Source organism: Sphingomonas sp. J315, assembly GCF_024666595.1.
Classification (GTDB): Bacteria; Pseudomonadota; Alphaproteobacteria; order Sphingomonadales; family Sphingomonadaceae; genus Sphingomonas.
Genome location: NZ_CP088296.1, coordinates 3,460,710 through 3,473,681 on the forward strand (window position 1 = coordinate 3,460,710; position 12,972 = coordinate 3,473,681).

The window sequence follows — 12,972 nt, forward strand, 5'->3', positions numbered from 1 at the left end:
AGCAAAAAACGGGAGAGAGCGATGCGGACAGGCGCGATTGCGGCGGTGACGATGCTGGCGATGACGCTGCCGGGGACCGCGCGACAGGAGCCGGCAGCGCAAATCCTGCCCGGCGGCGCGCGCTGGTCGGCGGAGGTTCCCGCCAACTGGAACGGCACGCTGCTGCTCTACAGCCGCGGCTATTCCCCCAATGTCGGCAACCCCGACCCCGCGCCCAAACAGCATCGTCAGGCATTGCTCGACGCCGGCTATGCCATCGCCGGATCGGATTATGGCAGCGGCGGCTGGGCGCTCGAACAGGCGGTCCCGGCCCAGCGCGCCACCATTGCCGCCTTCGCCGCGAAGCACGGCAAGCCAAAGCGAGTCATCGCCTGGGGCAGCTCGATGGGCGGCTTGGTCAGCACCGCGCTGGCCGAGGCGAAGGGCAGCGGCATCGACGGTGCCGCGCCGATGTGCGCGTCGATCGGCGGTTCGCTCGGCATGATGAACATGGCGCTCGACGGCGCCTATGCCTTCCGCACGCTGATCGCTCCCGATGCCGGCATCCGCGTCACCGGCATCGACGACGACCGCGTCAACGGCAAGCGTGTCGCCGATGCGCTGGCTGAGGCGGCCAAGACCCCGCAGGGCCGCGCGCGCATCGCGCTGGCCGGTGTGCTGGCGGGCATCCCCGGCTGGACCAGCCGCGACAAGCCCCAGCCTGCCGCCACCGATTACGCCGCACAAGGCGCGGAGATCGCAAAGTCCTTCGTCATGGGAGTCTATCTCCCGCGCACCGATCAGGAGGCGCGCGCGGGCGGCACCTTCAGCTGGAACACCGGCATCGACTATCGCGCCCAGCTCGCCAGGTCGGGCCGCCGCGCGATGGTCGAGGCGCTGTACCGCGACGCCGGGCTCAAGCTCGATGCCGACCTCGCCACCCTCAACGCCGGCAAGCGCATCGCCGCCGACCCCAAGGCAGTCGCCTATATGCGCGCCAATTACACCCCCAATGCCCGCCCGCTGGTGCCGCTGGTCGCGGTGCAGACGATCGGTGACGGCCTCACCGCGCCCGCCCTCCAGCGTGGCTATGCCGAGGCGGCGCGCGGCGACGTGAAGAGCCTGTACGTCAACGCCGCGGGCCACTGCACCTTCGACACCGCAACCGTGCTGGCGACGATCCGTTATCTCGATACGCGGATCACGACCGGTAAATGGCCGCAAACCCCCGCCGCCTTCGTGCCGCACAAGCCCGCCCCAATGCTGCGCCCATGCTGGCGCGGCGGCAAATGTAGCTAGGTTTCGCCCGGCGCGCGCGGATGTGCGTGCGCATGGGAATAGGCGAGAACGTCCCCCGTCACCGCCGCGATCGCCACTCGGCTGCGCGCCATCTCGGCGATAATCCGATCCTCCAGCCCATAGTCGAACGCATCGCGCAGCAACGGCTCGACTGCCTCGCCCCGTGCGGGATCGTCCAGATACCAGCGCACCGTTTCGCGCAGCGCCTCTTCCGCCGGGATCAGCGCCACCCCAAGACGCGCCAGCTTGGTCGTGTCGAGGATCTGATGCCCGGTCGCCAGCGGATAGCGCGCATAGGGCCAGGCGGGCGCCGCCAGCTCCATCGGCACCGACACCAGCTCGACCGGGCTTCCCATTTCCTCGGCGATCACCGAAATCCAGCGCCGCAGCGTCAGCACCTCCGCGTCGGCGCAGTTGAACGTCTCGCCCGCCGCCACCTCGGGCCGGTCCACCGCCGCCAGCACGATCCGCGCGGCATTGGCGTTGTACAGCGCGCTGCGGACCAGGAACCCGCCCTCCGGCGCGATGATCCGCCGTCGCCCGTCGCGCAGTCGCCGGATTATGCTCCATTCGGTCGCGCCATCCTGACGCGGGCCATAGAGGCGCGGATAGCGCAGGATCGTCGCGGCAAAATCGCCCCGCGCGCCATGCTCGCGCACCGCCCGGTCGGCTTCGACGATGCGCTGGCCGAACTTGCCGAGCGGTTCGAGCGGCGTATCCTCGGACACCGGCCTCGCGCCGTCATAAGTGCGCGGGGCGAGCGCGGAAGCGTCGGCGGGCGCGTCCTCCGGCCGGAACATGCTCGCCGAATCGAGCCAGCCGGGATAGGCGCGCGTGCTGATCGCGATGAGCTGGTCCGTGCGCCCGGCCAGCGCCGCCGCGACCAGCCGCAACCGGCCATAATTCGCCACCGCCACGTCGAACCGCCGCCCCGCCAGCGCCGCCTCCAGCGACTCGGAGAAATGCGGATCCGCGGTGATCCGCTCTACCGATCCCGCGAACTTCACCGGGTGCCGCCCGGTGCTCAGCACCGACACGGCAAAGCCACGTTCGATCAGGCCGTTGACGACCAGCGGTCCGGTCGGGCCGGACCCGCCAACCACCAGCGCGCGGCGGGTCACCCGGTCAGATCCCCTTGCGCTCGATCTTCCACTTCGGGTCCTTGCACAGCCCGCAGTCGGCCCCCTTGAACAGTTTCCCCGCCTCGGCATCGCCGCGCAGCTGCCAGTTCAGCCACGCGACCGAGAAGCGCCCGACATCGCCGCCATTGTCCTCGCGGAACGTGCCGCCATGCCCGACATCGGCGTCGAGCAGCGCGACCGGGATATGGTCGATCCGGGCATAATCGTCGGTGCCGTTGGGCCACGCGACGTCGCCCTTACCGCCCAGCACATAGAGCGTCGGGGTGTGCAGCGATTTGAGCAGGGACTTCTCCACCGTCATGCCGCTGATCGATTGCTTGCCGTCATTGAACACCCCGCTGTTATGGACCAGCACGGTCTTGATCCGCTTGTCCGCGCCGGCCTGAATCGCCTGCAACCCGCCACAGCTATGCCCGGCGACCGCGACCTGCGCCGGGTCGATCAGCCCCTTGTAGCGGCTGCCGTCGCGGCCATTTTCGGCGAGCGCCCAGTCGAGCCCCTTGAGCACATCCTGCGCGCTCGTCGCGGGCGGGGGCAATTGGCCGGTAGCCGGATCGGGACCGCGTGCCGCCGTAGCGGGGCGGGGCAGGGCGCCGGGGCCGCTGTAGATCTTGCCCGGCGCGATCACGAGATAGCCGTAGGAGGCAATCTGCGCGAGGTGATGCCGCGCGCTCGCCCCATCGGCGGCGCATCCGCCATTGCCCCACACCACCACGCCCAGCTTCTTGCCGCCGAGCTTGGACAGGTCGGCGGGGCGATAGACGGTGTGGTCGGGCAGAGCGGGATCGGCCTCCTTGATCGCGGCATAGGGGCCGGTGCCGACCGAATCGGGGCGCTTGACGTCGGCGGCGCGCATCTCGGCCATGCGGCGCGCCGCTTCCGGATCGGGCTGCGGAGCCGTTTGCGCCAGCGCGGTGCCGCCGATCAGCGCCAGTCCAAGCGCGAATAGTCCGATCCGCATCATGCTCTCCCAAGGTTGTTATGTGATAAAGCTAACCCCGGAATGCGCTGATGCAAGCCCTTTCATGCGCTCTCGCGCGCGATCACCCGAAAGCCGACATCGATCCGCCGCTCGATCTCGTGCGCCGCAGCTCGCGCGCGCAGCACGCGCATCACCTCGCGCGCGATCCGCGCGCCGTCGATATCCATCGACGTGATCGTCGGTCGCATGTCGCCGGCCAGGCGGAGATTGCCGAAGCCGGTGACGGCCAGCTGGTCCGGCACGCGGATCCCCGCCGCCTGCGCCTCGACGATCAGGCCCTGTGCGATCCAGTCAGATCCGCACACCACCACATCGGGCTGTTCGGGCAGATCGGCGAGGCCGCGATAGGCGAGGCGGCCTTGCCCGAAGTGGCTGGGAACATTGACTTCCAGCCGGGTCGGTTCGTCGCCGCCATCGTGCATCCAGCGCGTCGTGAACCCGTCCGCGCGCCGCTCCGACCGCGTCGATCGGGGGACCACCAGATGCGGCCGCTTGTACCCGCGCTGGCGCAGGAACCTTGCCATCTCCTCGCCCGCTGCGCGGTGGGAGAACCCGACCGCGACGTCGATCGGATCGTCGGGCAGGCCCCAGGTTTCGATCACCGTGATCCCCGCCGAGCGCAGCCGTTCGCGCATCTCCGCATCGGATACGATCCCGGTCAGGATGATCGCATCGACGCGCCGACCCAGCGCCATGTTGATCTCGCGCGTCAGGCGCCGATTGTCCGCGCCGGTCAGCGCCAGCATGACGCTGTTCCCGTCGCTGGCCAGCTCGTCGATCATCGCCTCGACCGTGTCGTTGAAGATCGACTGGGCAATGTCGGGGACCAGGGCCGCGATCATCCGGCTGCGGCTTCCCGCCAGCGCCGTGGCGGCGAGGTTCTGGACATATCCGGTCTTTTTCAATCGCCTCGCGGATGCGCGCGCCGGTCGCCGCTGCCACCACTTCGGGGCTGTTGAGGTAGCGTGAGACCGTTGCGGCCGACACGCCCGCCATCGCCGCCACATCGTCCAAGCGTGGGTTTCGTCCTGCCATGTCGCATTCCTACACCGGGGCGCGGAAAATATGCAAAAACTGTTGCAAGCGCTTGCACTGTGGAATAACTGTATTGTTATGACGCATGACTTCGATCCGCTTCAGCCGGAGACGTTCGACAGCGCTAACGGAGAGTATGCCGAGCTTCGCGCCCGGTGCCCCGTTGCGCATAGCGACGCATGGGGCGGCTTCTGGGCCTTGATGAAACATGATGACGTGTCGGCGGCCGCGACCGACTGGCAGACCTTCATCACCTCGCAACAGAATGTCGTGCCGAAAGTCGCCTTTACCGGCCGCCGCCCGCCGCTGCACCTCGATCCACCCGAGCACACCCCCTATCGCCGCGCGATCGCGCCCCTGCTGACCGAGCGCAAGGTCGCGAAGCTGGAGCCGGTCGTGCGGCGGATTTGTCGGGATCTGCTGGCAGAGATGGTCGCGAAGGGCGGGGGCGATGTCGTCGCCGACTATTCCGCGCATATGCCGATCGCGGTGTTCGCCAACTGGATGAACCTGACGCCCGATGCGGTCGACGAACTCACCCGGGTGGGTCAGCGCTACAATATCGCGGTTCAGTCGAACGACATCGATTCAACCAAGCGAATCGAGCCTGCTGCTCTATGACATGGCCCGCGCCATCGTCGCTGACCGCAAGGCGAACCCGATGCCGGTGGACGAGGATGTGACGAGCGCGCTGCTCGCCACCCGCGTCGATGGCGCGCCGCTGCCCGAGGAAATGATTGTCGGCACGATCCGTCAGGTGCTGGTGGTCGGCATCATCGCACCCAGCGTGATGATCGGGTCGATCGCGGTGCATCTCGGCCGGGATCAGGCGCTGCAGGCGCATCTGCGCGCCAATCCGGCGCTGGTCCCGGCGGCGGTCGAGGAATTTCTGCGCCTCTACACCCCTTATCGCGGCTTCGCCCGCACGGCGGTCCGCGACGTCACGATCCGCGGGCGTACCATCCCGGCGGGCGAGCCAATCGCGCTCGTCTATGCCTCGGCCAACCGCGACGAGGATGTGTTCGAATGCCCGCATGAATTCCGCATCGACCGCCCCAACATGAAGGATCCGCTGGCCTTCGGGCGCGGCACGCATTCGTGTGTGGGTGCGGCGCTGGCGACGCTGGAACTCAACGTCGCGGTCGAGGAACTGCTCGCCGCCGCGCCGGGCTTCACGCTGACCGGAGAGCCCAAGCCGACCCGCTTCCCCGAAATCGGCGCGCTCAGCGTGCCGGTGGCGTTCGAGGGCGCGGCATGACCCACATCTTCCTCGCTGCGGGCGATCTCGCCCCCGATCGCGACAGTTACGACGAAAGCTATGTCGCGACGCGTGACGTGCTGCACGCCGCCGACATCGCCTTTGCCCAGCTCGAAACCAGTTTCGCCGAAAAGGGCGTCCGGCTGCCCCAGGCGCGCCACGCCGTGCTCGCCCGGCCCGACGGTGCCGATGCGCTCGCCCGCGCCGGGTTCGACGTCATCTCGATGGCGGGCAACCATGTCCTCGACTGGGGCAATGACGCGTTCTTCGAGACGAAGGCCAATCTCGAACGCGTCGGCCTCAAGGTCGTCGGGGCAGGGGCCAACATCGCCGAGGCGCGGCGGCCGGTGAAGATCACGCTCGGCGACGGCACGCGCGTTGCGATCCTCGCTTACTGCACGATTCTGCCGCACAGCTATTGGGCGGAGGAACGCCGCCCCGGCTGCGCCCCGATGCGCGCGCACACGCTATACGAACAGATCGAGCATGATCAGCCGGGGACTCCGGCGCGCATCCACACTTATCCGCATCGCGAGGATCTCGCAGCGCTTGAGGCGGATATCCGCGCGGCCAAGGCGGACGCCGATCTCGTCTTCGTCTCGCTCCACTGGGGCATCCATTTCGTGCGCGCGAGCATCGCCGACTATCAGCGCGACGTCGCACGCGCGGCGGTCGCGGCGGGTGCCGACGCGATCCTCGGCGGCCATCCGCATATCCTGAAGGGGTGCGAGGTCATCGACGGCGCGCCGGTCTTCTATTCGCTGTGCAACTTCGCGACCGATTTGCGCATGGACCCGGTCCACGCCGCGTCGAAGAGCTTCAACGAAATCCGGGTCCTCGCCGAGGAGTGGGAGCCGGATTTCGACAGCCTCTACAATTTCCCCAAGGCGTCGCGCCTGTCGATGGTCGCACGGTTCGAGATCGCGAACGGGCGCATCGTCCGCTCGGGCTTTCTTCCGCTCTACATCGACCGCGACGCGGTGCCGCGCTTCGTCGATCCGGGTAGCGAGCGCCATGCCGAAATCGTCGATTACATGGCGGCCGTGACCGCCGAAGCAGGGCTCAACGCCCGCTATCGTGTGGAGAGTGAAATGGTCGTCCTGGAAGCCGCCGCATGAGCGACGGAAAACCCGCAACTGCATCGGGCTTTCCGCTGGAGGGCTATGTCCTCCTCTATCTGCTCGCCTATCTGCCCAACGTCATCATTACCAAATTGGTGACGAGCACCGTGCATCCGGGCCTCGGTCGCCCGCTGACCGGCCTCGAAACGCTGCCCGCATCGCTGATCATCAGTCTGGTGCTCACCTATATCTTCATCTGGTGGTCGGGCTGGCACAAGGACGCGCATGGCGTGATGATCCTTGGCCGTCGTATCCCGGTGCCGACCAAATACACCATGTATTCCGGCCTCGGCACCGCGTTGGTGCTGTTCACCGTGCCGTTGTCCTTCACCTTCGAAGGGGTCAGCATACCGTTCATTCAGCTGCTGATGCGCGGCGACATCCTCTTGATCGCGCCGATCGTGGATCTGTTGTTCGGCCGCCGCGTGCGCTGGTGGAGCTGGACCGCGCTGGTGATGGTGCTGGTCGCGATGATCATCACGCTCAAGGACCGCGGCGGGCTGTATCTGCCCCCGCTCGCGATCCTGACCGTGGTGCTCTACACCGTCGGTTACTTCGTCCGCCTGATCGTGATGACCAAGGTGTCGAAGAGCGGCGACCCCGCCAGCGTCCGCCAGTATTTCGTCGAGGAAAAGGTCTTCGCGCTCCCGCTGTCGGTCGCGATCCTCGCGGCGATTTCCGCATCGGGCATCGGCAGCCAGTCGGGCGCGCTCGGCTGGGGCTTCATCTCGGTGTGGACCGATCCGGTGATCTTGCCGCTGTTCGGCATCGGCTTCACGCTCACCATCGTCTCGGTCTTCGCGATCATCATCCTGCTCGACCCGCGCGAGAACGCCTATTGCGTCCCGCTCGAGCGCGCCGCGAGCCTGGTCGCGGGCGTCGGGGGCGCGCTGATCCTCGCCTGGGTCTGGGGCCTGCCGCATCCGCGCCCCGCCGAACTGATCGGCGCCGGAATCCTGATCGCCGCCATCGTGTTGCTTTCGCTTGCTCCGCGCTACGCCGACCGGCCTGCCCGGGCGGCGCGTGCGGAGACCACCTGACATACGCTTTCATTCGACCCGCAGAAACAGGCGGGCTGATCTTGAGGAGGGGACTGAACATGACCAAGACCATTTGTCGCCCGTCGACCCTGTTGGGCCGCAGCGCGCTGGGCGTACTCGCGCTCGCCATCGCCACCCCGGCGCTCGCGCAGGACGAGGCTCCGGCGGCCGAGACCCAGGCTGCCGAGCAGGACATCGTCGTCACCGGCAGCCGCATCCGCGGCATCGATCCGGTCGGGTCGGCGGTGATCGCGATCGACGCCGACCAGATCATGGAAGAGCCGGTCACCTCGACCAACGACATCCTGCGCCGCGTGCCGCAGGTCGTCTCGCTCGGCGCGAACCGTGCAGGTGGCACGGCGCAGAATGGCGCGGCGAACGCGACGCGTGGCGCGGGCATCAACCTGCGCGGCCTGTCGACCAACGCGACCTTGCTGCTCTATGACGGCAAGCGCCTTCCGCCGCAGGGGACGCAGGGCCAGTTCACCGACCCGTCCGCCATCCCCTCGATCGCGCTCGGCCGGATCGAGGTCGTCGCCGACGGCACGTCCGCCGTCTATGGCTCGGACGCGGTCGCGGGCGTGGTCAACCTGATCCTGCGGAAGGACTTCTCGGGGATCGAGGTGCGCGGGCGCTACGGCATTACCGAAGCGGATTATTACGAGGCACAGGCCGCGCTGCTCGTCGGACATAAATGGGACACCGGCTGGATCATGGCAGCCGGCGAATATGCCAAGAACAACAATCTGTTCGGGTCCGAACTCGACTTCTACACCTCCGACAATCGCAGTCGTGGTGGCCGCGACCTGCGCGGCACCAACTGCGCGCCGGGCACGATCGTCGCGGGCGGCGTCAACTATGCGATCCCCGCTGGCGGCGTTACCACCGCGAATGTCGGCAGCCTGGTCGCGGGTACCCGCAACCTCTGCGAATTCCGCGATATCGCGCAGGTCATCCCGGATCAGGAGCGCTGGAGCGGCGTTGCGGCACTGAGCCAGGATATCACCGACGGCGTCCGCATCTTTGCCGACGGCTTCTACTCGCGGCGCAGCGGCACGTTGCTGTTCAATCCGACCGCCAACGCCAACGTCCCCAGCACCAATCCCTTCTTCGTCTCCCCGGTCCCGGGCGCGACGTCGGTGACGGTGCAGACCAACTTCCTCGCCGCCACCGGCCCGCTTCCCAACCCCTATTGGGCGAGCACCTGGAACGTGTCGGGCGGACTTGAGGCCGACCTGTTCGGCGATTTCCAGGGCACCATCTATTACGCGCAGGGCCGGTCGGAGGAGGTCGCAGATCGCCGTCGCTCGGGCATCAATGCCGGCGCGCTCAATGCCGCGCTGGCCGATACCAACCCGGCGACCGCACTCAACGTGTTCGGCGGACCGAACAACCCCGCGACGCTGGCGCGGATCACCGACAATTACTTCGTGATCGAGGGCCGCACGCGGCTCGAAGTCATCAACGCCCAGCTCGACGGGTCGCTGTTCGCGATTCCCGGCGGCAATGTCCGCATCGCGATGGGCGCGGAGCATCGCGTCGAATATACCTATACCTCGCTGCTCACCGGCCAGGCGGCGACCCAGGTCCGTACCGCTGACTCCGGCACCCGCAATGTCGACGCCGTCTTTGCCGAGCTGTTCGTGCCGATCGTCGGTGCCGACAACGCCGCCCCGGGGCTGGAGCGCCTCAACCTCAGCCTCGCGCTGCGGCACGAAAATTACAGCGATTTCGGCAGCACCACCAATCCCAAGATCGGTGTGACCTATTCGCCGTGGCAGGGGCTGGTGCTCAAGGGTACCTATGGCACCTCGTTCCGTGCGCCGACCTTTACCGAGGTCTCTACGATCGGCGGCGGCGCGGGCCTCTATTTCGACACGCTGCCCGGCCCCAGCGGGAACCAGATCGGTATCGGCATCGCCGGCGGCAATCCGGGGTTGCAGCCGGAACAGGCGACGACCTGGTCGTTCGGCGTCGATGTCGCGCCGGTCGCGCTTCCCGGCTTCACCGCCTCGGTCAACTATTTCCGGATCGACTATACCGACCAGATCCAGGCGCTGCGCGGTACGCCCGGCCTGCTCACCAACCCGATCTACAGCCAGTTCGTGCAGTTCAACCCGACCCCGGCGCAGATCAGCGCGCTGGTGAACTCGGGCTTGCCGATCAATCAGGCGATCAACCAGTCGCTGGTGACCTTCATCGCCGATGGCCGTCGCCAGAACCTGGGCACCTCGCTGTTCCGCGGGCTCGATTTCACCGCCGCCTATCGCTGGAACTGGGGCGGGGTCGATCTCGATGCCGGTATCCAGGGCACCTATGTCCTCGACTATCTGTTCGAAGCGGTGCCGGGCGCGGGGCTGGTCGATGTGCTCGACACGATCGGCTTCACCCAGCGGTTCCGCACGCAAGCCGACATCGGTGCCAAGGTCGGCGGGTTCAAGTCGCGGCTGACCTGGAACCACCTCAACGGCTACACCAACACCACGTCGACCGTGGTGCGAAAGGTGAGCAATTACGACACGTTCGACCTGCTGATCGGCTATGACTTCACCGACCGCATCAACCTGTCGCTCGACGTGCGCAACCTGTTCGACGAGGATCCGCCCTTCGTCGACACCACCAACGGCTTCGACCCGCAGGCGTCGAACCCGATCCCGCGCATGTTCGCGATCACGGCGAACGTGAAGTTCTGATGCCGGCACTGCTCGCCGCAGCCCTTGCCGGGTGCGCGTCCCTCACGGGCGCGCATCCGGGCGGGGTCACCGTCACGGCGGCGACAGCGATCACTCCCGCGCCGAGCTGGACGCCGCAGACGACCAGCTTCTATCGCGGCGGCCCGGTCAGCGTGCCCTTGTGCCGGGTCGAGGGCGTGATCGAGGGTAATATCGGCTTCGAACTCTGGCTTCCGGCGACATGGAACGGGCGGCTGCTCGGCGCTGGCGTCGGCGGCGATGCCGGGGTCTACAACTATACCGACATGAGCCGCCGCATCGGCGAAGGCTTCGCCACGGTCACCACCGACAGCGGGCACAAGGTAACCCAGGCGCGCTGGATGGCCGATCCCAAGGCGCGGGTCGACTACGAACATCGCGCGGTTCATCTCACCGCGCTCGCCGCCAAGGCGCTCGCCGCCAGATCTCTATGGCCGCCCCGTGGACAAGAGCTATTTCACTGGCTGCTCGGGCGGCGGGCGTCAGGCGCTCAAGCAGATGCAGAATTATCCCGGCGATTATGACGGCGTGATCGCCGGCGCGCCCGGACCCTATATGCCGCTGCAATCGGTGCGGATGCTGTGGTTCGCGCTGCAGCAGAAATGGACCCCCGCTGGCGCGCTCAGCGATACCGATTGGGCGTTGTATGAGAGCAAGGCGACCGCCGCGTGCGACAGCCAGGACGGCGTCAAGGACGGGGTGATCAGCAACCCGCTCGCCTGCAAGTTCAAGACCGCAACATTACTGTGCAAGCCCGGACAGACCGAAGGCTGCCTGACCGCGCCCAAGCTCAAGATGCTCGACCTGATCCGCGCACCGATGCGCGACGAGGCGGGCAGGGCGATGGATGGCGGCCTGTTCGCGGGCGTCCGCACGCGCCCCGGCCCGCCCTCGCCGCTGCTGCGCGCGATGTGGGCGGACGGCGTCTATGACGACGCCAACTGGAACGAGGACAGCTTCCAGCGCAGCCGCGACCTGCTCGCCGCCAACCGCAAGATGCCCGAACTGCGCGCCGACAAGGTCGCGATTGCGCCCTTCATCAAGACGGGGGGCAAGGCGATCCTCTATCAGGGCTGGGCCGACCCATCGACCAATGCCGGCCCGACGATCGACTATTATGCGGCACTCGCCCGCGCCAATGGCGGGCTGGAGAGGCTCGATGACAGCGTCCGCCTGTTCATGGCCCCCGGCATGTACCACTGCGCGCGCGGCCCCGGCGCCGACCAGCTCGGCGCGTCGGGGCATTCAAGTTGGCCCGGCGATCCGTCACGCGACGTGCTGTGGTCGCTGATCCACTGGGTCGAAAAGGGGCAGGCACCGGAGCGTCTGACGGCGACCAAGCTGGTGGAGGGGAAGGAGGCGTTCACGCGGACGCTCTGCCCCTATCCCCAGGCGGCACGCTGGGACGGGAAGGGGCCGGTTGAGGCGGCCTCCTCTTACCGCTGCGTGGTCGATCCGGCGCTGGTCAAATATATGGGTCGAAAAACGCTGGTGGGGTCCTGACCTAAACCCCTCTCCCTTTGGGAGAGGGGCAAGCCGCAGCGGCGCGGGGTGAGGGTGAGCGGGATGACCTGGAGAACTGTCGCCCTCACCCTTCCGCCGCCGTTGGCGGCTCCCTCCCTCTCCCAAGGGGAGAGGGATTGAACGGCTATTCCGGCACGATCCGCACATCCACCCGCCGCGCCTGCGGCCAGCTCAGCCCATCAAACGCCTCCGTGACGAACGGCCCCGACAACGCCTTGACGATCCGAATCCGCTCCGGCGCAATTCCACGCAGGATCAGCGCGCGCCGCACCACTTCCGCGCGGGTCCGCGCCAGTGCCTTGTCCTCCACGATCTCGCGCCCCGACACCATATCCGGAACCGTCTGTGCGACCCCGGCAATCTCGATCCGCGCCGGCTGCACATCCAGCGCATAGTTGATCGTCGCGTCGAGATAATAGTCGCTCAGCTGATAGGTGATGAAGCTGCTGCGATAGCCGAACGGAATCGTGAACCGTCCCTCGGCGAACGGCTGGGAGGGCTTGTTGCGCGCCTCATAGAGCGGCCGGACGTTACGCGCGGGCAGGGCGAAGCGCCGCCCCTGATAGCCCTCCGCGCGGATCAGGTGGCGGGTGCAGGGCTCCTCCAGCACCGATACTGTCGCTGGCTCGATCACCGTACCCCCGCACGGATCGCCGCCATTCGTCGCGACGAACCCTTCGACCAGGATCGCATGGTTCCAGTCGGGTTTGGTCGGCGCGGCGGTGACGTCATATCGGATGCCGGTCGCCGGATCGCTCGCCAGCCAGCATCCCGACTTCCGCCCATTGTCGGTGTCGCGATAAACCGGGCAGGCGATGAAGCGTACCGTCTGGTGCGCATCCTGCGCGCCGGTCAGCAAGACCGCGCCCAACAGCAACACC

At 67.4% G+C, this 12,972-nt stretch carries 12 protein-coding genes and 1 pseudogene; 8 read left to right on the forward strand and 5 right to left on the reverse strand.

Annotated features, from left to right (window positions below; genetic code table 11):
- Nucleotides 1-21 precede the first annotated feature (21 nt).
- Complete coding sequence (locus LRS08_RS17590; RefSeq protein ID WP_257845947.1) at nt 22-1,278, forward strand: S9 family peptidase; 1,257 nt, start codon at nt 22-24, stop codon at nt 1,276-1,278.
- On the opposite strand, the gene LRS08_RS17595 is transcribed toward LRS08_RS17590, so the two are convergent.
- The 4 genes and pseudogenes from LRS08_RS17595 to LRS08_RS20405 all read right to left on the reverse strand — a co-directional run.
- Nucleotides 1,275-2,399 (reverse strand): NAD(P)-dependent oxidoreductase, encoded by a 1,125-nt coding sequence (locus LRS08_RS17595; RefSeq protein ID WP_260481053.1) that lies wholly within the window; start codon nt 2,397-2,399, stop codon nt 1,275-1,277. The two genes, LRS08_RS17590 and LRS08_RS17595, sit on opposite strands and share 4 nt — an antisense overlap.
- A gap of 4 nt (nt 2,400-2,403) precedes the next feature.
- Nucleotides 2,404-3,384, reverse strand: coding sequence for a hypothetical protein (locus tag LRS08_RS17600; RefSeq protein ID WP_260481054.1), 981 nt, complete (start codon nt 3,382-3,384; stop codon nt 2,404-2,406).
- Nucleotides 3,385-3,443: 59 nt separating this feature from the next.
- Nucleotides 3,444-4,307, reverse strand: a complete 864-nt coding sequence (locus tag LRS08_RS17605) for a LacI family DNA-binding transcriptional regulator (protein ID WP_260481055.1) — start codon at nt 4,305-4,307, stop codon at nt 3,444-3,446.
- Nucleotides 4,308-4,353: 46 nt separating this feature from the next.
- Nucleotides 4,354-4,437, reverse strand: a pseudogene (locus LRS08_RS20405) (LacI family DNA-binding transcriptional regulator); the annotation flags it as partial.
- Between the two features lie 201 nt (nt 4,438-4,638).
- On the opposite strand from LRS08_RS20405, the gene LRS08_RS17610 reads away from it, so the two are divergent.
- From LRS08_RS17610 to LRS08_RS17640, 7 genes are read left to right on the forward strand one after another with little or no spacing between them, the layout of a single operon-like run.
- Nucleotides 4,639-5,058 (forward strand): hypothetical protein, encoded by a 420-nt coding sequence (locus LRS08_RS17610; RefSeq protein WP_260481056.1) that lies wholly within the window; start codon nt 4,639-4,641, stop codon nt 5,056-5,058.
- A 1-nt stretch (nt 5,059) separates the two neighbouring features.
- Nucleotides 5,060-5,695, forward strand: coding sequence for a cytochrome P450 (locus LRS08_RS17615; RefSeq protein ID WP_260481057.1), 636 nt, complete (start codon nt 5,060-5,062; stop codon nt 5,693-5,695).
- Nucleotides 5,692-6,813 (forward strand): CapA family protein, encoded by a 1,122-nt coding sequence (locus LRS08_RS17620; RefSeq protein ID WP_257845942.1) that lies wholly within the window; start codon nt 5,692-5,694, stop codon nt 6,811-6,813. The genes LRS08_RS17615 and LRS08_RS17620 overlap by 4 nt, the downstream gene beginning before the upstream one ends.
- Nucleotides 6,810-7,856: a hypothetical protein gene (locus LRS08_RS17625; RefSeq protein WP_257845941.1), complete on the forward strand. Its 1,047-nt coding sequence runs from the start codon at nt 6,810-6,812 to the stop codon at nt 7,854-7,856. Before LRS08_RS17620 ends, LRS08_RS17625 begins: the two co-directional genes overlap by 4 nt.
- A 59-nt stretch (nt 7,857-7,915) precedes the next feature.
- Entirely contained in the window at nt 7,916-10,549 is a 2,634-nt protein-coding gene (locus tag LRS08_RS17630) for a TonB-dependent siderophore receptor (protein WP_257845940.1), read from the forward strand.
- Complete coding sequence (locus tag LRS08_RS17635) at nt 10,549-11,091, forward strand: tannase/feruloyl esterase family alpha/beta hydrolase (RefSeq protein WP_260481058.1); 543 nt, start codon at nt 10,549-10,551, stop codon at nt 11,089-11,091. The genes LRS08_RS17630 and LRS08_RS17635 overlap by 1 nt, the downstream gene beginning before the upstream one ends.
- Nucleotides 11,009-12,070, forward strand: a complete 1,062-nt coding sequence (locus LRS08_RS17640; RefSeq protein WP_260481059.1) for a tannase/feruloyl esterase family alpha/beta hydrolase — start codon at nt 11,009-11,011, stop codon at nt 12,068-12,070. Before LRS08_RS17635 ends, LRS08_RS17640 begins: the two co-directional genes overlap by 83 nt.
- Before the next feature lie 145 nt (nt 12,071-12,215).
- Here the strand turns inward: LRS08_RS17640 and LRS08_RS17645 are convergent, their stop codons facing one another.
- Nucleotides 12,216-12,971 (reverse strand): hypothetical protein, encoded by a 756-nt coding sequence (locus LRS08_RS17645; RefSeq protein ID WP_260481060.1) that lies wholly within the window; start codon nt 12,969-12,971, stop codon nt 12,216-12,218.
- Between the last annotated feature and the right edge of the window lies 1 nt (nt 12,972).

Excerpts from the sequence above, each read along its gene's own strand:
- LRS08_RS17590 (WP_257845947.1), top strand. The coding sequence starts at position 22 with ATGCGGACAGGCGCGATTGCGGCGGTGACGATGCTGGCGATGACGCTG.
- LRS08_RS17600 (WP_260481054.1), bottom strand. The coding sequence starts at position 3,384 with ATGATGCGGATCGGACTATTCGCGCTTGGACTGGCGCTGATCGGCGGC.
- LRS08_RS17610 (WP_260481056.1), top strand. The coding sequence starts at position 4,639 with ATGAAACATGATGACGTGTCGGCGGCCGCGACCGACTGGCAGACCTTC.
- LRS08_RS17615 (WP_260481057.1), top strand. The coding sequence starts at position 5,060 with ATGGCCCGCGCCATCGTCGCTGACCGCAAGGCGAACCCGATGCCGGTG.
- LRS08_RS17620 (WP_257845942.1), top strand. The coding sequence starts at position 5,692 with ATGACCCACATCTTCCTCGCTGCGGGCGATCTCGCCCCCGATCGCGAC.
- LRS08_RS17625 (WP_257845941.1), top strand. The coding sequence starts at position 6,810 with ATGAGCGACGGAAAACCCGCAACTGCATCGGGCTTTCCGCTGGAGGGC.
- LRS08_RS17630 (WP_257845940.1), top strand. The coding sequence starts at position 7,916 with ATGACCAAGACCATTTGTCGCCCGTCGACCCTGTTGGGCCGCAGCGCG.
- LRS08_RS17635 (WP_260481058.1), top strand. The coding sequence starts at position 10,549 with ATGCCGGCACTGCTCGCCGCAGCCCTTGCCGGGTGCGCGTCCCTCACG.